Here is a 16,607-nt window from a genome sequence, read left to right on the forward strand (position 1 = left end):
CTGACCGGATGCGCTGCGACAGAGCAACCTACCGCCACACCCACCCAGCCGCCCGTCACTGTGACAACGCGGGCCGTGGTCACCACACCCGCCCCGCAACCGTCCGCCGCGCCCACCCCGTCCACCGTGCCCGCCGATGTGCCGACCCCGCCCGGATGCGACCCGGCACCCGCCGACGCGGTGGCGACGATCTCAGCGGCTTTCTCGGACCGGTCGAATACGTTGGCCGATGCGTACGCGGTCACTGCACCGGGCGGTGTGGTGTACGTCGGGGCCAACATCATGCAGGGGACGACGAAGGTATCCAGCGCCGACGTGTGGGCCGTCCGGAACGGGTCGGTGTACTCGCTGTCCGGGGATGCCCGTAGGCGGACCACCCTGCCCGATGGCCGAAAGGTGTTGGACATCAGCGCCGGTGACGACTACGGGACCAAGGTGCAGGGGTGCGTCACCACCGCCGAACGCGCCCGGAACCGTGCCGGGGGTCGATGACCCGCCACACCCCGCCGATACCGCCGTCCAGTTTCGATACTGGGCGGCTCTCGCCGTTTCGAGGCATGTCGGGGTGGGGCCGATGCCGCCGCGTTGGATCGTCCGCACTTACGTGTAGTAGGCGTCCCATGCCCACGGTGACTTGCGTAATTCGACTCGCGCCCGTTCGCTAAAGACCTCGTCAAGACGCCATTCTCGAACGCTACCTGAAGCCCTACCACCTGTACCGGTAACGCGAAGCCCCTCCGCGATCGGACGCACGCTGGTGTCGTAGTAGCTGAGCTTTCCCAGAAGGAGTGTGATGAATACAGCGATCGGCGAGATGCTTGTCGGGCTCTCGTCCGTTTCGCTGGAAAAGGGATCAACGAAGCCGGAAAGGACGCCGCCATCCGGGTGCGATTTTAGAAGTTCGGGTCCCAGGTTTGAACGCGTCAGAATAGCCGATGTGCGCGACCAGCAGTTCAGATCGGCTACGCACACAAGGTCAAGGCCTTCGCGGGGAGATTTGACTGACTGTAGGTCAAACTGCTCAAGAGCTGTTCTGACGTTTTCGTTTGGCGATGATTTAGGCTGCTTCCAGGAATGGGAATGAGCGAGTATGCCATAGAGAAGGGGCGGTAGGAGTTCATCCTTAACCGATTCAGAACGCACCTTAGTTGCTCGACGTACGAGCGCAGCCTCATTAACTGCCTCTGCTATACCCTTCCGGTCAAGGCTCAATTTCACGCTGAAAGCAGCGATCACGCCAGAGACTAGAACCTCTGCGCGCTCACGCAATCTCTCGGGATATGAGGGCTGGAAGACCACGATGTCCGTCTCTGCCGACTTCACCACCCCGAATGAATCATCCTCAAGCAAAAGGTATTTGCGCTTGCCGATTTCGTATCGTGGCGGCAGCCACGATTGAAGTGCATCTACCCAAGCTGCTTCTCCCTTGTGGCCCGATTGCTGTACACCCGAAGGGGTAGTAGCCATCGCATGGGCTTTCTCGTACTCACGTGACATTTGTGCCGCGACGTCTGCCAGCCACTCGTGATGTTCGTGGATCACCGATCTACGGTACGCCAACTTTGGCCGCCCAATGCCTGACTGCGCCACTGCCCCACACCCAACGCGGGGCATGGGGCCGTCGTGCGGGCCGGATTACTCGGCGGGGGGGTGTGGCCGGGGCCGTGCGTTCCTTGGTCCACTTGGCGAACCGGGTCTTCATCGGGCCGACATCCTTCGTGGTGAACGCATACCGCTTTCCGGAACTGACCGCCGTGTAGTCGGCCGACGCGCGGAGGAACACCCGCAGCGTTTTCGGGTCGGTGCCCAGCGCCTCGGCGACCTGCTTGGTGGTGAGCGATTCGGTGGTGGCCTTGGTGGTCATGGTCCGGGGTCCTTTCGATCGGGTGGAAGGACCGTAAGAAACCAGCCGCCGCCGTCTGCCAAATCTGTAGGAAGCCGTGATCTTTGGTCCATCGGGAGCGGTATGGTTCGGGGTCGAAGGAGGGCGGATGGGATACGAACGACTCATACCTGAGCGCACGATTGATTCGCTGTTCACTGCCGAGTTGATTAGGCACGATCCGTACGCGCTGATCTGGTCACCTGCTCAGTTCGAGGACTCGGCCGATCATGCCTTGTGCGGGGAACGCGCTCGCTTCGGTGTCTTCGAATGCAAAGCCGTTAGCAGTGACCAATCCGTAGATCCTCGGGCTCCGTGGCGTATCGAGATCAAGCGAAAGCAACTCAGTGACTACGCTCGGATGCCGTATCCAGTCGTGTACGTCTTCCTCGCCCAGCCTGTGGCGTTGCACTCACCGGAGTACCGGTCATGTTCGCTCGGATCGTGCTCGGACGGACCGTGTCTTGCATGCTGTCGTGATACGCGGTCGTGGGGTTCGCTGGTTCCGCACGTCCGATCGTCGCCGCTGCCTCTACGGTTACAGCCCTGGTTCTGTCACTGGGCATGGGTAATTACCGCCAGGGATCTACTTACGCATTTCGATCGCCCGGTGACAAGCTGGAAGGTTCGGACGGTTCGCCTCGATGACGGTTTTATGGGCTCATTGCTTGGTGCTACCCGGTTGTGCCATGCGTTCCAAGAGATCGCCAAGAACGATAGATGGACCGTGCCGGTCGAGTTCCTGACGCAGATGCTGGCCGACGTTCATTGGCCTCGGCATGATGAAGACGACCCGAACTCAACACCCCCGAACTTCACCCTGTTGTCCTCGACAACACCAAGGTGAGTGTGCACACGATGTGGTCACACATGCCCGATGACCGACGGGAACGGGGGAGCACGGAAACCGGGGTCTACCTGGGTCGGGGTGCGCGGGCCGGATACGCCGGATCATCGTTGGGTACGGTCGCTAGGTTGCTCCCCGTGATGAGCTGCTCACTCGGCTGCGATGCGCGGTCGGCGACGACGGTTGGGTCGCGGTCGATGCCACCGGGCGCACCAGCGTCGCTGGTATCTGGGCCGCGGGCAATGTCGCCGATTCGCCTGCGCAACTCGTCCACGCCGCGGCCGCGGGATCCAGAGCCGCTGTGGCGGTGAATCACTATCTGCTGGAACTGGATATCCAGCTTTCGCTCGCCGAGCACTGACTCGGTCCGCTCGTTGCGCGGGCGGTTCCCGGAGGGGTGGCGGCAGACGGTGGTGGGGCGGTTGCGGGACGTGTTCGAGGCCAGGGGGTCGGAATCGTGGTGAGTGCAAACGGTGACCGGTGGTTGTGTGCTCGGCTAACGTTTCGGCGGTCGGGTTGTCTGGTGAGGAGAGTGTGTTGACCGTCGACGTCGATATCGCGGTGCATCCGCTCGATGATCCGGTGCGGGCTTCGTTGCGGGGCGAGCACAGTCGTTTCGCGCAGTGGACGGGGCGGATCGGGCGCTATGAGCCGGAAGTCGCGCGATTCGTCGGGCATCCGGCGGTGTTGGATGAGCAGGATTGGACTGATCTGGGCGCTGTGCTCGGGTCGGGCGGCAGTGCTGGAATTCGCGGGATCGGACATGCGGTGCCGGCGGGGTGGACGGTGCTCGCCGAGTTCGACACCGTGCAGATGGACGGCGCGCGATTGCGGGTTTCCCTCGATCCTGAGCTCGAAAGACTCACTGCCGCTGATGTTCCCGAGATCCTAGAGCTGATCGCCCGAACCGAACCGGGCCCGTACGCGCCGCGGACCATCGAAATGGGCACCTATCTCGGACTGCGGGTCGAGGGCCGGTTGGTGGCGATGGCGGGGGAGCGGCTGCATCCGCCGGGGTGGACCGAGATCAGCGCGGTGTGCACTGATGTCGAATTTCGGGGGCGGGGGATCGCCTCGCGGCTGATTCGGGCGGTCGGGGCCGGAATCCGCGCGCGGGGTGAGACGCCGTTTCTGCACGCGGTCGCACACAACACGACGGCGATCAGTCTGTACGAGACGCTGGGCTTCACCGTGCGCAAGAAGTCGAAGCTCACGCTGGTGCAAGCGCCCTAGCTCACCGGGTGCCGGCCGATCGGGTCACCTCGTCGGCGATGTCGATGACACCGGGCATCGCGGTGATCTCGGCGGCGACCGCCCGCGCGTTGGCCGCCAGGGCGGGATCGGAGATCAGGGCATTGAGGTGGGCGGCGGTGATCGAACGGGCAGGCACCGACAGTCCGGCGCCGCGCCGCTGCACCGAGATCGCATTCCACGCTCGGTCGCCCGGTGCGGGGGTGGCGATCTGAGGGATGCCGGCGTGGAGGGCGGCATAGACCGAACCGGCGCCCGCGTGGTTGACCATGGCAGTGCAGTGGGGCAGAGCTTCGTGCAGGGCGATCCACCCGGTCGTGCGGATATTCGCGGGAAGGGCGGTGTTGCGCACTGTCTTTCGATCGGGTCGCACGATGACGATGTCGGCATCGACATACGGTGCGGCGCGCACGATCGCACCCAGCATCGTGTCCGGACCGTCGCCGAGCATGGTCGAGCGGGTGACGAGAATGCGTCGGCGCGTGGACGGTTCGCGCAGGAATGCGGGTGTGTCCGCGCCCGGAGTGGAGTACGGGGTATAGCGCAACGGCTGCCCGTCGACCCGGACGATGCTGGGCGGGGCGATGGACAGGGTGCTCGCCGGTGCGGGCAGGGCGGCGTCGGTGAGCAATCGCAGGAGTTCGCGGCGGATGACGGTGCCGTTGTCGAGGGCGATGTTGTGCAGGACCGTGGGTGCTGCGAGCCGGTCGGCCACGATCGCCGCCGCCGACGCGAACGGCTCGTGCACGATCACCTCCGGCCCGAACTCGGTGGCGGCACGCAGCAGCGGTTCGATCATCGGCCGATTGGTGACCGCGAACACGTGGGCACCGCCGCGCGCATCCGCCATCCCCTGCCCCGATCGCCACGCCAGCACCGGATGCCTGCCCAGCCCCCGCACCGCGGCACGCAGATAGTCGATCGGCGGGGCGACCTCGGCGACCGGCAATCGCGCCCGCACCACCGCGGCCGCGTCGCCGCCGGTGGCCACCATGACCTCGTGCCCGCGCTCGCGCAGAGTTTCGGCCAGCGGCATCATCGGGAACAGATGCCCGATCAACGGCATCGCCACGAACAGCACTCGCATCCGGTCTCCGTCATCGCCCTCGGCGGCCGCGGTCTCGACCCCCACCATCCAAGCACTACGGCGCAACGATGCCGATAGTTCACCTCGGCCCTCGCCGCATCCAGACAGCGTTACGCGGCCGCGGCACCGTGATAGAACAAGTCGCCGAGGCCGACGGTGAAGACGAGGATGCCATAGAGAGCGTGCTCCACCGAGGTGGTGAGCAGCGAGCGGGTGCGCCGATAGCGGGCTGCGAAGAGAGCCCCGGCCGCCGTGCTCAGCAGCACCGAGATCCAGTTGCCGACGATGAAGTGGGCGAAACCGAACGCGAGGGCGCTGGCGGCGATCATGCGCGGACCGTCGCCGAAGATCGGGGCGTAGCGGTGGAACAGGAACGCGCGGAAGAGCAGTTCCTGCGGATAGACGCTGACCAGCGGATAGAACACCAGGACCAGCACCCAGATCAGGGGACGTTCGCGCGGTAGATCGAACAGCGAGCCGGGCCGCGACAGCGCTACCGCGGCGGTGAGGGCGAGGGCCGAGATCGCCCAGAGTGCGAGGATGCCGGGCAGGGCGGGGCGCAGTGCGTCGGCTCGCCAGAAGTTGCGGCGGTCGAAACCGGTGCGGCGCAGATAGATCACAATGACGACGGTGATCACCGCAAGGAACGGCAGCGGGCTCACACCGCGCAGCAATACCGCGACCGAGCCGGTCAGGCCGAAGAAGAGGGCGACGAATTCGACTGTGAGCCAGGCGTTCCGGCCGGTGTCGACGGTCATCTGCCGAGATTAGCCGCTGCGCTCGGCCTTCGTCGCGGCCAATGTTGCCAGCAGAGCGGGCAGGGCGGTGCCGATGGGTTCGCGGATGACCTCGTCGGCGAGCTCGTCATAGGGGGTGGGTTCGGCGTTGACGATGATCAGGCGGGCGCCGTGATCGGCGGCGACACCGGCCAGCGACGCGGCCGGCTGGACCTGCAGGCTGGTGCCGACGGCGATGAACACGGTGCAAGCCTGGGCGATCGCCATGGCGTGAGCGAGCACTTCGGGGTCGAGTGCTTGGCCGAACATGACCGTCGCGGTTTTGAGGATGCCGCCGCAGCGCAGGCAGGCGGGGTCGGGTTCGCCCGCGCTGACGCGGTCGAGGGCTTGCTCGGTGGTGGTGCGGTCGTCGCAGGACGTGCACAGCACCGTGCGGGCGTTGCCGTGCAGTTCGAGGACTTTGCGGTCGGGCAGGCCGGCGAGCTGGTGCAGCCCGTCGACGTTCTGGGTGATCACGCGCACTGCCGTCCCGGTGGCGGCGAGCGCGGTGACGGCCTGGTGGGCGGGGTTGGGCTGAGCGCGCCAGGCGGGGTGTTCGCCGCGCATGAGCCAGGATCGGCGGCGGATGTCGGGATCGGCCATGTAGTAGTCGTAGGTGACCAGTTTCTGGGCGTCGGGGTCGCGCTGCCACAGGCCCGCCGGGCCACGGTAGTCCGGGATTCCGCTGTCGGTGGAGACACCGGCGCCGGACAGGATCGCCACGAGCTGGTTGGTCATGGGATCCAGACTAGGGCCGGTCGAGCGGTGCGGTCGACGGGATTTCGGTCGTTGTCCTCGCGAAGGGCTACCCCATCTGGCTATGGAACGCTAAAGTCTGCCAGGAGTGGACAACAGCGGAAGGTGGCAGGCGAATGACGTCGGCAACGGTCAAACGGCAGGTACTCGAACTCGGTGGGGCGTTCATGATCTCGCGCGAGGCCAGGGCGTTCGGGGAGACGACCGGTGTGGCCGGGTTTCACGGCGCCTACACGCGAGGCCGTGGCGGGGTGCTCGGTGACGTCGACGCCGACGTGGTGACCGCCGCCTTCGGCTTCTTCGAACCCGGATGCGTGCGTGCCGCCTGGGAATCGGTGCCGATGCCCGCCGCCGACGCCGCGGCGGAATACATGCTCGCGTGTCGCGATTTCGGGCAACGCAAACTGGCCGCGTTCGAGCAGGCCGACCGTCTCGCGTACCTGCTGGGCCGCGTGGTCGATGCCGCGCCCTCGACCGGATTGCCCCTGTTCGCCGGCTGGCGGGCGATGCCGGTGCCCGAGGACGGGCGGGCCGCGGTGCTGCAACTGACCCATGTGCTGCGCGAGCTTCGCGGCGGACTGCACCTGGTCGCGGTGATGGCCAACGGCCTCACCCCACTGCAGGCGATCCTGGTCGCGGGCTCCCCGATCCTCGACGGACCCGGGCACGCGAAATTCCTCGGCTGGACCGAACCGTTCGAGACGGTCACCGACGATGTGCGGGTGCGCTGGAACGCGGCGGAGAAGCTGACCGACGAACTGATCGCACCCTGCTTCGACGTCCTCGACGACGCCGAGCGCGACGAGCTCGCCACGCTGATGCTCGACGCGCACCGAGTCGCCTTGACTCGCTAGAACGTTCAGGAACCGATGACGTCGCGCCCGCGGCCCACGATCAGTGGGTCGGCGGTGCCGACGATCTCGACATCCTTGTTGCCGTAATCGAACCCGCTCAACACGTGCCGCATCGCGTTGAGCCTGGCACGCTTCTTGTCGTTGCTCTTGACCACGATCCACGGTGCGTGATCGGTGTCGGTGTGCTCGAAGTTCTCTTCCTTGGCCGCGGTGTAGTCGTCCCATTTGTCGAGCGAGGCCAGGTCCATCGGCGAGAGCTTCCAGTGCCGCACCGGGTCGACCTGGCGGATGGCGAAGCGGGTGCGCTGCTCCAGCGGCGAGACCGAGAACCAGAACTTGACCAGGTCGATACCGTCGTCGACGAGCATCCGTTCGAACAGCGGCACCTGCGACAGGAACCGTCGATGCTGTTCGGGCGTGCAGAAGCCCATCACCCGTTCGACACCGGCGCGGTTGTACCAGGAGCGGTCGAACAGCACGATCTCGCCCGCGGCGGGCAGGTGCTCGACATAGCGCTGGAAATACCACTGGGTGGATTCGCGCGCGGAGGGCTTTTCCAGTGCCACGACCCGGGCCCCGCGCGGATTCAGGTGCTCCATGAAGCGTTTGATGGTGCCGCCCTTGCCCGCGGCGTCGCGACCTTCGAACACGATGACGACGCGGCGGCCGGTCGCTTTGACCCAGTTCTGCAGTTTCAGCAGCTCGATCTGCAGTAACCGCTTGTCGAGGTCGTATTGCAGGCGCGAGAGGCGCTCGTCGTAGGGGTAGCCCTCGCGCCAGGTGTCGACGACCAGGCCGCCGGGTTCGGTGAGCAGGATCGGATCGTCGTCGTCGCTGTCGTCGACGGTGAATCCGGTGGTGTCGGCCAGGTTCACGACGGTCGCGAGATCGGCGATCTCGCTGACATCACGGGGGATCGGACGAATCTCGACATCGGTCATCCCCGTGACGCTAAATGGTGTGCGTGTCGCGAAGATGAACGTGCGGTGCCCAGCGCAGCGAAGCCACGCCGATCCCGCCGCACTGCGAACGGGCACGGCGCGCGTGTTCATTTTCTCGACGACAACACGGCGATGTGGGCTCGCTATCGTCAATTCCTGCAGATGGCACCTTGTTCGGGGCAGACTGTGGTCTCACGCCGCTACTCGCGAGGCACTGCTGCCCGCCGTGGAGAGGACGACGCCGATGCATGATGGAGGCTCCTTCACCGACCGGTCCGCTCTCCCCGATGGCGAGCCGGCCTCGGGCAGCCGCGTGATCCGGATCGCGTCCGTCGCGGCGCTGGGTGGATTGTTGTTCGGTTTCGACAGTGCTGTGATCAACGGGGCTGTCTCGGCGATCCAATCCGAATTCGATGTCGCCGATGCCGTTCTCGGCTTCGCTGTGGCCTCGGCGCTGCTCGGCGCCGCCGCGGGCGCCATGACCGCGGGCCGGATCGCCGACCGTATCGGCAGGCTCAAGGTGATGAGGATCGCCGCGGTCCTGTTCTTCATCAGCGCGGTGGTCACTGCTTTCGCGCCCGATGTGTGGATCCTGGTCGTGGGCCGGGTGATCGGTGGTCTCGGTGTCGGTGTGGCTTCGGTCATCGCCCCCGCCTACATCGCCGAGACCTCGCCCGCGCGGATCCGCGGCAGGCTCGGATCGCTGCAACAGCTGGCGATCGTGCTCGGCATCTTCCTGGCACTGCTGGTGGACTACGTGCTCGCCCACCTCGCGGGTGGCGCGAGCGAGATCCTGTGGTTCGGGCTCGAAGCCTGGCGCTGGATGTTCTTGTCCATGGTGGTGCCTGCGGTGGTATACGGCGTATTGGCCTCCACGATCCCGGAGTCGCCGCGCTACCTGGTCGCCACGCACAAGATCCCCGAGGCGCGGCGCGTGCTGTCGATGCTGTTCGGTGAGAAGAACCTCGAGCTCACCATCGGCCGGATCGAGGAGAGCCTGCGCAGCGATACCAAGCCGTCCTGGAAGGACCTGCGCCGACCGGCGGGCGGGCTCTATCCCGTCGTGTGGGTGGGGCTGATGCTGTCGGTGTTCCAGCAGGCGGTGGGCATCAACGTGATCTTCTACTACTCGAATGTGCTGTGGGAGGCCGTCGGCTTCGAGGAATCCCAGTCGTTCCAGATCAGCGTGTTCACCTCGGTGGTCAATATCGCCACCACGATCGTCGCGATCATGCTCATCGACAAGGTGGGCCGCAAACCGTTGCTGCTGACCGGCTCGATCGGCATGACCGTCACGCTGGCCACGATGGCGATCTGCTTCGGCGGCGCCGACCAGGTGCCCGACGCCGAAGGCGTCATGGAGCCACACCTGACCGGTGCGCTCGGCCCGATCGCGCTGGTCGCGGCCAACCTGTTCGTCGTCTTCTTCGGCATGAGCTGGGGCCCGGTGGTGTGGGTGCTGCTCGGGGAGATGTTCCCCAACCGGATCCGTGGCGCCGCGCTGTCGCTCGCGGCGGCAGGCCAGTGGGCGGCGAACTGGGCGATCACCGTCTCGTTCCCCAGCCTGAAAACCTTCTCGCTCGGCTTCGCCTACGGGATGTACGCGGTGTTCGCGCTGCTGTCGCTGGGCTTCGTCGCCAAGTTCGTGCCCGAGACCAAGGGGATGTCGCTCGAGGACATGGACGAGGCCGCCGGCTACGAACGGCCCATCGCCAGCGCCTGACCCTGCCCGAGTTTCCACCGGCTCGACCACGTCGTCACCATCGCAGTGCGGTCATCGATCACCCTTCGACGAGGAAGGCTGTGTGATGCATTCGGCCTACGGCTACCCGGCGCAGACGAACCGGGCATCGCGCGCGGTCCGCGGCGGTGAGACTGTCAACGCCCGGACCCACACGAGCGAGACCACCTCGTGGACGGTGGTCGAGGATGCTTGGAACCCGCAGCGCGCCAACTACTTCGAGACGATGTTCACCATCGGCAACGGGCGCCTCGGAACCCGTGGATCGCTCGAGGAACGGCACACAGGGGCTTTGCCGGGCACGTTCATCGCCGGTGTCTACGACGCCTACGACTCCCCGGTCATCGATCTGGTGAACGCACCGGACTGGCTCGACAGCGAGGTCTTCGTCGACGGTCTGCGCCTGGACACCGAATCCGCGCAGGTGGTCGAGCACCGTCGTGCACTGGATCTGCGCAGCGGAGTCCTGCACCGCGACACCGTGTTCCGGCTGACCGGCGGCGCGCGGGTCAGGCTGCGGACCGAGCGGTTCGCAAGCACCGCCGACCGGAATCTGTGCTGTCTGCGGATCGAAGTGACGTGCCTGGACCACGCGGGGGCGGTCACGGTGCGAACCGGTATCGACGCGAACCGGCGCAACCTCGAACGGTTGCCGAACTACCACGAACAGACGGCATTCGGCTACGAACGCAAGTGGGACAAGTGGGCCAAGTCCACGCACCTGGTGTCGGTCGGTGCGGGATTCGACGGTGAGGTCGGTGTCATCGAAAGCCGCACCATCGACAGCGGGGTCGACCTGGCCTACGCCTTCACCTGCTCCGCCGACAGCGGGCAGCGTCACCAGCGGGTCCGCCACGACGGCATCGAGGTGCAATGGCATTGCGAGGTGCGCGCAGACGAAACCGTGCGGGTGGACAAGCTCGTCGGTATCGCCACCAGCCGCGACTACCGAGCGGTGTACCCACCTCGGGCGCGCGCACTCGACACCGTCGCGCGCGCAGACTCGTTCGATACCGCCGCAGCGGCCAACCGGGCAGCGTGGGATGAGCTGTGGGCCGGCGCCGATTGCGAAGTGGTCGGCGACGATCGGGTGACCCAGGCGCTGCGGTTCGCGATCTATCACCTGCTCATCGCCGCGAACCCCCACGATCCGACTGTGAGCATCGGCGCGAAAGCGCTGTCCGGCGAAGGCTATCGCGGGCATGTCTTCTGGGATACGGAGGTGATGCTGCTGCCGTTCTTCCTGTTCACCCAGCCCCGCGCTGCCCGCGCGCTGCTGGGCTACCGGCACCACACCCTGCCCGGGGCACGGGAAGTCGCCGCCGACAACGGAACCGGCGGCGCGCGCTATCCGTGGGAATCGGCCGATACCGGCCGCGAGGAATGTCCGCGATACACCCCGGACGGGAAAGACCGTTTCTACACGCGCGAAGAAGAACTGCACATCACCGCCGATATCGCCTACGCGATCATGCGCTACGCCGCCGTCACCGGCGATGACGACTACCTGTTCGGGGAAGGCGCCGAGATCCTGTTCGAGACCGCCCGATTCTGGGTGCAGCGGTGCGTCGAGGACGGTGATCGGCTCGCCCTCCGGACGGCGATGGGGCCGGACGAGTTCCACTCCCACGTCGACAACAACGCGTACACGAACAGGCTGGTGCACTGGCATCTTCAGCAGGCGGCGGCGGTGTACGAACGGATGTCGCGGGAACGGCCCGAGCGTGTCCACGAGCTCATGGCCTCGATCGGGCTGGACGCGGGTGAGCCGGCCCAGTGGCTCGCCACCGCGGACCGGCTGCGGGCGCCGATCGATCCCGACTGCGGTGTCATCGAACAATTCGACGGCTATTTCGATCGTACGGTGGTGCCCATCGTCGACTGGGACGACAACGGGATGCCGCGACTTCCGGTCGGCTACAGCCCTTTCGACTGCGAGACCACCTCGCTGCTCAAACAGCCCGATGTGGTGATGCTGCTGCACATGCTGCCCGACGAATATTCGCCGGCCACCCGGCGGCTGAACTATGAGTTCTATGAGCAGCGCACGATGCACAAGTCCTCGATCAGCCCATCGATCCATGCGATCGTGGGGTTGCAGGTAGGCGATTCCCGCACGGCGGAAAGGTATTTCGAGCGGTCGGCGTTCGTCGATCTCGACGACAACCAGGGCAATACCGAAGAGGGAATCCACATCGCGTCGGCGGCGGGCACCTGGCAGGTCGCGACGCACGGCTTCGGCGGGTTGCGCGCCGACGCCGGCGGATTGCGTTTCGCACCCGCGCTTCCGGCGTCCTGGCAGCGGTTACGGTTCGCGGTGCACTGGCGGGGCCGGTCGGTGCGAGCCGATCTGGGGCACCGGGACGCGCGCTTCGAGCTGGTCGGTGCGGGGCCATCGGTGGAGATCACCGTGTGGGGTCGGCCGGTGACACTCGAACCCGGTGTCGTGGCCGAGGTCGGGGCGCCATGACGGGCGTCTTCGATGCGCAGGCAGTGCTGTTCGATCTCGACGGCGTCCTCACCGACACCGCGGCGGTGCATCGGCGGGCGTGGTCGGCGCTGTTCACCGAGTTCCTGCCCGCCGTCGCGCCGGCAGCCGCCCCTTACACCGATGCCGACTACTTCGCACTGGTGGACGGCAAAGCGCGCGCGGCGGGCGTGCGGTCGGTGCTCGCGTCGCGGGGCGTGAGCGTGCCCGACGGTGAGCTCGATGATCCACCCGACGCGCGGACGGTGCACGGGTTGGGCAACCGCAAGAACGTCGGTTTCACCGAGATCATCCGTGGTGACGGTGTCGAGGTGTTCGACGGGTCGTTGCGCCTGGTCGAGGCGCTCGCGGCCGCGGGTGTCCCGATGGCGGTGGTGTCGAGCTCACGTAATGCGGTGCTCGTGCTCGACACCGCCGGGCTGCTGGGCAGGTTCACGGTGGTGATCGACGGTGTGGTCGCCCACGACGAGCGCCTCGCGAGCAAACCGGCGCCCGACATGTTCCTCACGGCCGCACGGGGTTTGGGCGTGGATCCGGTACGCACGGTGGTGATCGAGGACGCGGTGTCGGGGGTCGAAGCGGGGCACCGGGGCGGATTCCGGGTGATCGGGGTCGACCGGGGGACCGGCGCCTCGGCGTTGGTAGCCGCCGGTGCCGACGTCGTTGTCAGCGACCTGGCGGATCTGCTCGAAGACCACAGGGGTCGGCGCAGGTCTGCCGCGGCGGAGGAGATCTGAGTTACTCGACTTAAACTGAACGAGCGTCCAAATTGGGCAAGTGTTCATGTGAACGGGACTGTTTCGGAAACCAGGCGGCAATAGGTTCGGATCGAACGATTCACCCTGTCACCCCCCTGGTCGGAGATCACCGCGCATGCGAATGCCCTTGCCTCGCCGTGCCGCGCCCTGCGTCGGCTCCCTCACCGCCTTGACCCTTGTCGCGGGCATGATGCTCGCGCCCGGCACCGCAGCGGCCGAGGTTTCCCCGACCCTGGCCACGACGCCGATCAGCGATGCCACCGCCGTGTGCGCTAGCGGCGCACCGACTTTCGACGACGTGGTGACCGCCGCCGCCTCGGTGTTGCGCGGCACCGTCGGGCCCGCGCAGGTGCTCGCCTACGACCAGCAGGTCGCCGATTTCCGGGCCGGGATCGCCGCACTGCGGGTGCACCGCGACGGGTTGCCGCTGCGCCCGGAACAGGTCGGCGTGCAGCCCGCCGAACTCGACGATCCGATCGTCACCTACCTGGTCAACGGTCTGGACGCGGTGCGCACCGGGCGCATCGACGAGACGGTGTCGGTCTCGCAGCTGACCGTCAACGACGCCATCGAGGTGTTCATCCTGGCGACCGGCATCGTCAAGATCCCGGCCAAGCTCGTCGCGGGCATGGTGCCCACCGTCGGCATGTTCCTCGAGCCGGTGGTCGGCGCGATGTTCACCGGAACCAAGGCGCTGGCCCGCGCGGTGCAGGACTCGATCGACGCCGGCTGCGTGGCGCCGAACGTGTACCCGCCGCTCGAACTCGGCGACGCCGTCATCGAACCCGTGCAGGTTCCCCAGCCCATCGAGGATCTGGCCGCACTGGTCATGAATGCCGACGGCACCTGCACGCCCGTCGCGGAACTGACCCTAGCCACCGTCGTGGAGCGCGCACGCGCCTTCCTCGACAGTGGCGCCGTGGCGGTGGACCGGGTCGCGATGCACCAGGCCGCCGACGCCCTCCAGGAATTCCTGGCGAGCAACCGGGTCGCCAAGGTGATGCTGATGCGTCGCGCCGACGACCTCGGCCCGCTGGTCGAGGCCCTCGACCTGGGCCCGCTGACCTTCCTGGCCAACTTCGGCGCCGACCTGACCGAAGGCAAGGCCCTCGATACGGTGCCGTTGGCGCAGGTCCAGGTCGAGAATGCCTTCGATCTCGCGACGCTGACCCTCGACATCACCAGCTTGCTGTTCTCGGCGGGCACCACCATCGCCGGGTTCGCCGGCATCACCGAGACGGTCACCACGCCGCTGTCGATCGTGCAGAAACTGGTGTTCGCACCGACCGACTACGGCGCGCCGATCGTGCGCGGTGTCATCCAATCGATGTGCGCGGTGTAGTCGGGGCTTCGCTTCGCCGACATGCGCGCGGCTGACGAACGATCCGCGGCCGCGCCCGTTAGGCTGCGGCGGCGTCGCGATCATGTCAGTGTGCTTCGATCAGGTCAGTTGTCCAACAGAAGCCATTACCCAGAAGGTGACCATGCACGATCAGTTCTCGTCCGGAATCGGCCGTCGTGAAGTTCTGGCAGGCGCCGCCGGCGTCGTCGCGGGCCTGTCGCTGGTGGGGCTCACCCCCGCCGCGGCGGTGCCTGCCGAAGTGCCCAAGTTCACCCCGCAGGCCGGGCGTAACGTGCGGGTGCTGGTCACCGGTGACGCGGGCACCGGAACCCGCACCCAGTGGGCGGTCGCCGACGCGGCACGCGAATTCCACGCACGCCGGCCGTTCTCACTCGCGGTGGGTCTGGGCGACAACATCTACGACACCGGACCCAACGGGCCCGACGACGAACAGTTCGCCACCAAATTCGAGAATCCCAATGCGGGACTGGACATTCCGTGGGCCATGGTGCTCGGAAATCACGACACCAGCTCGGTGTTCCCCGGTGACGGCGGCTGGCTGGCACGCGGCAACTTCGAGGTGGCCTACCACGCGAAGTCACAGCGCTGGTGGATGCCGAGCCGCTACTACTCGGTGCGCGTGCCCGAACAGAACCCGGTCGTGGAGTTCTTCGTGCTCGACATCAACCCCCTCGCGGCCTACATCCCGCCGTTCCTCGACCCGTACTGGGCCGTCGACGGGCCGTACATGAACGAACAGCGCGCCTGGCTCGACACCGCACTCGCGGAGTCCACCGCGCCGTGGAAGATCGCCTGCACCCATCAGGCCTACATCAGCAACGGCCCGCACGGCGACGCGGGCAACTACGAGGGCCTGCCGGTCGAACCGATCAACGGCGTGCACGCCAAGCGCTTCTTCGAAGACCACGTGCTGGGCAAAGTGTCGTTTCTGCTGTCGGGCCACGACCACACCCTGCAGGTGCTCGAACCCACCCCGGCGACCAAGGGCACCCGCCAGATCGTGTCGGGTGCCGCGGGCAAGACCGCGGGCGGTCAGCCGCGGCTGACGAGCGGCGCGCACAGCGCGCTGTTCGAAACCCAGCACGAACTGGGTTTCATGGTCTTGGACCTCACCGCGGACTCGGCGAACCTCACAGTGCTCACTGTCGATCCGGCCTCGGGCGCGAGCACCGAGGTCTTCGACCGACGACTCGGCTGAGCGCCACCGGTGTAGAAAGCGCGGTGGCGGGAGGATGATCGGTGGATGGGCTTCTACACCGACCGGATTCTCCCGCACATCACCGACAAAGTCTGCGGCGTCGCCCAGAACGGGCCGCTGCGCGAGCGAACCTGCGCCGGGCTACACGGCGCGGTGCTCGAAGTCGGATTCGGGTCGGGCAACAACATCGGGTTCTATCCGGCCGCGGTCGAGCGGGTCAGCGGGGTCGAGCCCGCCGACACCGCGTGGAAGATCGCCGCGAAACGTGTCGCGGGCAGCTCGACCCCGATCGAACGCGCGGGCCTGGACGGCCAGTCGCTGCCGTTTCCCGACGCCACCTTCGATACCGCCCTGTCCACCTTCACCCTGTGCACCATCCCCGACATCGCGGCGGCACTCGCCGAGATCGGCCGGGTCCTGCGGCCCGGTGGCACCTTGCACTTCGTCGAACACGGACTCGCACCGGAGGAATCGGTGCAGACCTGGCAGCATCGCCTCGACCCGATCCAGCAGAAGATCGCCGGCGGCTGTCACCTCTCGCGCGACATCGCGGGACTGATCACCCAAGCGGGTTTCGAGGTCACCGAACTCGACCGGTTCTACCAGCCGGGTGCGCCGAAAGCATGGGCTGCGTTGTCCCTCGGCGTCGCGCGTTCTTCCTGAAA

Annotated in this window: 15 protein-coding genes and 1 pseudogene; 10 read left to right on the forward strand and 6 right to left on the reverse strand. The window is 66.6% G+C overall.

What is annotated here, in order from left to right; translation table 11 throughout:
- Positions 1-75 precede the first annotated feature (75 nt).
- On the forward strand, positions 76-492 hold the full coding sequence (locus ACFTS5_RS08710) for a hypothetical protein (RefSeq protein ID WP_378628991.1): 417 nt from the start codon (positions 76-78) through the stop codon (positions 490-492).
- A gap of 108 nt (positions 493-600) precedes the next feature.
- On the opposite strand, the gene ACFTS5_RS08715 is transcribed toward ACFTS5_RS08710, so the two are convergent.
- Both ACFTS5_RS08715 and ACFTS5_RS08720 read right to left on the reverse strand, forming a co-directional pair.
- A complete protein-coding gene (locus tag ACFTS5_RS08715; protein WP_378628992.1) occupies positions 601-1,542 on the reverse strand; it encodes a DUF6602 domain-containing protein in 942 nt (313 codons plus the stop codon).
- Positions 1,543-1,546: 4 nt separating this feature from the next.
- Entirely contained in the window at positions 1,547-1,864 is a 318-nt protein-coding gene (locus ACFTS5_RS08720) for a hypothetical protein (RefSeq protein WP_378628995.1), read from the reverse strand.
- Positions 1,865-2,871: 1,007 nt separating this feature from the next.
- Between ACFTS5_RS08720 and ACFTS5_RS08725 the strand changes: the two are divergent.
- Together ACFTS5_RS08725 and ACFTS5_RS08730 are read left to right on the forward strand one after the other, a co-directional pair.
- Positions 2,872-3,090 (forward strand): annotated as a pseudogene (locus ACFTS5_RS08725) (FAD-dependent oxidoreductase); the annotation flags it as partial.
- Between the two features lie 173 nt (positions 3,091-3,263).
- On the forward strand, positions 3,264-3,962 hold the full coding sequence (locus ACFTS5_RS08730) for a GNAT family N-acetyltransferase (RefSeq protein WP_378628997.1): 699 nt from the start codon (positions 3,264-3,266) through the stop codon (positions 3,960-3,962).
- A gap of 1 nt (position 3,963) precedes the next feature.
- On the opposite strand, the gene ACFTS5_RS08735 is transcribed toward ACFTS5_RS08730, so the two are convergent.
- From ACFTS5_RS08735 to ACFTS5_RS08745, 3 genes are all read right to left on the reverse strand, one after another.
- Positions 3,964-5,115, reverse strand: a complete 1,152-nt coding sequence (locus ACFTS5_RS08735; RefSeq protein WP_378628998.1) for a glycosyltransferase — start codon at positions 5,113-5,115, stop codon at positions 3,964-3,966.
- A gap of 62 nt (positions 5,116-5,177) precedes the next feature.
- Positions 5,178-5,825: a CPBP family intramembrane glutamic endopeptidase gene (locus ACFTS5_RS08740; RefSeq protein WP_378629001.1), complete on the reverse strand. Its 648-nt coding sequence runs from the start codon at positions 5,823-5,825 to the stop codon at positions 5,178-5,180.
- A gap of 9 nt (positions 5,826-5,834) precedes the next feature.
- The gene (locus tag ACFTS5_RS08745; protein ID WP_378629002.1) at positions 5,835-6,581 is read right to left on the reverse strand and encodes an NAD-dependent deacetylase; all 747 of its coding nucleotides are present in this window, start codon (positions 6,579-6,581) and stop codon (positions 5,835-5,837) included.
- A gap of 134 nt (positions 6,582-6,715) precedes the next feature.
- On the opposite strand from ACFTS5_RS08745, the gene ACFTS5_RS08750 reads away from it, so the two are divergent.
- Positions 6,716-7,453, forward strand: coding sequence for a hypothetical protein (locus tag ACFTS5_RS08750; RefSeq protein WP_378629004.1), 738 nt, complete (start codon positions 6,716-6,718; stop codon positions 7,451-7,453).
- Between the two features lie 5 nt (positions 7,454-7,458).
- Here ACFTS5_RS08750 and ppk2 read toward each other — a convergent pair whose 3' ends face one another.
- Positions 7,459-8,394 carry a polyphosphate kinase 2 gene (ppk2, locus tag ACFTS5_RS08755; protein ID WP_378629995.1) on the reverse strand — a complete coding sequence of 312 codons (936 nt, stop codon included), beginning with the start codon at positions 8,392-8,394 and terminating at the stop codon, positions 7,459-7,461.
- 244 nt (positions 8,395-8,638) lie between these two features.
- Here ppk2 and ACFTS5_RS08760 point away from each other — a divergent pair, with 244 nt between their 5' ends.
- The 6 genes from ACFTS5_RS08760 to ACFTS5_RS08785 all read left to right on the forward strand — a co-directional run bounded on the left by ACFTS5_RS08760 (position 8,639) and on the right by ACFTS5_RS08785 (position 16,605).
- On the forward strand, positions 8,639-10,117 hold the full coding sequence (locus tag ACFTS5_RS08760) for a sugar porter family MFS transporter (RefSeq protein ID WP_378629005.1): 1,479 nt from the start codon (positions 8,639-8,641) through the stop codon (positions 10,115-10,117).
- A gap of 85 nt (positions 10,118-10,202) precedes the next feature.
- Positions 10,203-12,605 (forward strand): glycoside hydrolase family 65 protein, encoded by a 2,403-nt coding sequence (locus ACFTS5_RS08765; RefSeq protein ID WP_378629998.1) that lies wholly within the window; start codon positions 10,203-10,205, stop codon positions 12,603-12,605.
- Positions 12,602-13,360: an HAD family hydrolase gene (locus tag ACFTS5_RS08770; RefSeq protein ID WP_378629007.1), complete on the forward strand. Its 759-nt coding sequence runs from the start codon at positions 12,602-12,604 to the stop codon at positions 13,358-13,360. The genes ACFTS5_RS08765 and ACFTS5_RS08770 overlap by 4 nt, the downstream gene beginning before the upstream one ends.
- Positions 13,361-13,496: 136 nt before the next feature.
- Positions 13,497-14,723 (forward strand): hypothetical protein, encoded by a 1,227-nt coding sequence (locus ACFTS5_RS08775; protein WP_378629008.1) that lies wholly within the window; start codon positions 13,497-13,499, stop codon positions 14,721-14,723.
- A gap of 142 nt (positions 14,724-14,865) precedes the next feature.
- The gene (locus tag ACFTS5_RS08780) at positions 14,866-15,942 is read left to right on the forward strand and encodes a metallophosphoesterase (protein WP_378629011.1); all 1,077 of its coding nucleotides are present in this window, start codon (positions 14,866-14,868) and stop codon (positions 15,940-15,942) included.
- 45 nt (positions 15,943-15,987) lie between these two features.
- Positions 15,988-16,605, forward strand: a complete 618-nt coding sequence (locus ACFTS5_RS08785; protein WP_378629013.1) for a class I SAM-dependent methyltransferase — start codon at positions 15,988-15,990, stop codon at positions 16,603-16,605.
- Positions 16,606-16,607 lie beyond the last annotated feature (2 nt).

The organism is Nocardia sp. NPDC056952 (assembly GCF_042674185.1).
Classification (GTDB): domain Bacteria; phylum Actinomycetota; class Actinomycetes; order Mycobacteriales; family Mycobacteriaceae; genus Nocardia.

What these genes read in the sequence shown, in the direction of transcription:
- ACFTS5_RS08775 (WP_378629008.1), top strand. Translation starts at nt 13,497, where the DNA reads ATGCGAATGCCCTTGCCTCGCCGTGCCGCGCCCTGCGTCGGCTCCCTC.
- ppk2 (WP_378629995.1), bottom strand. Translation starts at nt 8,394, where the DNA reads ATGACCGATGTCGAGATTCGTCCGATCCCCCGTGATGTCAGCGAGATC.
- ACFTS5_RS08785 (WP_378629013.1), top strand. Translation starts at nt 15,988, where the DNA reads ATGGGCTTCTACACCGACCGGATTCTCCCGCACATCACCGACAAAGTC.
- ACFTS5_RS08770 (WP_378629007.1), top strand. Translation starts at nt 12,602, where the DNA reads ATGACGGGCGTCTTCGATGCGCAGGCAGTGCTGTTCGATCTCGACGGC.
- ACFTS5_RS08765 (WP_378629998.1), top strand. Translation starts at nt 10,203, where the DNA reads ATGCATTCGGCCTACGGCTACCCGGCGCAGACGAACCGGGCATCGCGC.
- ACFTS5_RS08745 (WP_378629002.1), bottom strand. Translation starts at nt 6,581, where the DNA reads ATGACCAACCAGCTCGTGGCGATCCTGTCCGGCGCCGGTGTCTCCACC.
- ACFTS5_RS08760 (WP_378629005.1), top strand. Translation starts at nt 8,639, where the DNA reads ATGCATGATGGAGGCTCCTTCACCGACCGGTCCGCTCTCCCCGATGGC.
- ACFTS5_RS08780 (WP_378629011.1), top strand. Translation starts at nt 14,866, where the DNA reads ATGCACGATCAGTTCTCGTCCGGAATCGGCCGTCGTGAAGTTCTGGCA.
- ACFTS5_RS08735 (WP_378628998.1), bottom strand. Translation starts at nt 5,115, where the DNA reads ATGGTGGGGGTCGAGACCGCGGCCGCCGAGGGCGATGACGGAGACCGG.
- ACFTS5_RS08750 (WP_378629004.1), top strand. Translation starts at nt 6,716, where the DNA reads ATGACGTCGGCAACGGTCAAACGGCAGGTACTCGAACTCGGTGGGGCG.
- ACFTS5_RS08720 (WP_378628995.1), bottom strand. Translation starts at nt 1,864, where the DNA reads ATGACCACCAAGGCCACCACCGAATCGCTCACCACCAAGCAGGTCGCC.
- ACFTS5_RS08740 (WP_378629001.1), bottom strand. Translation starts at nt 5,825, where the DNA reads ATGACCGTCGACACCGGCCGGAACGCCTGGCTCACAGTCGAATTCGTC.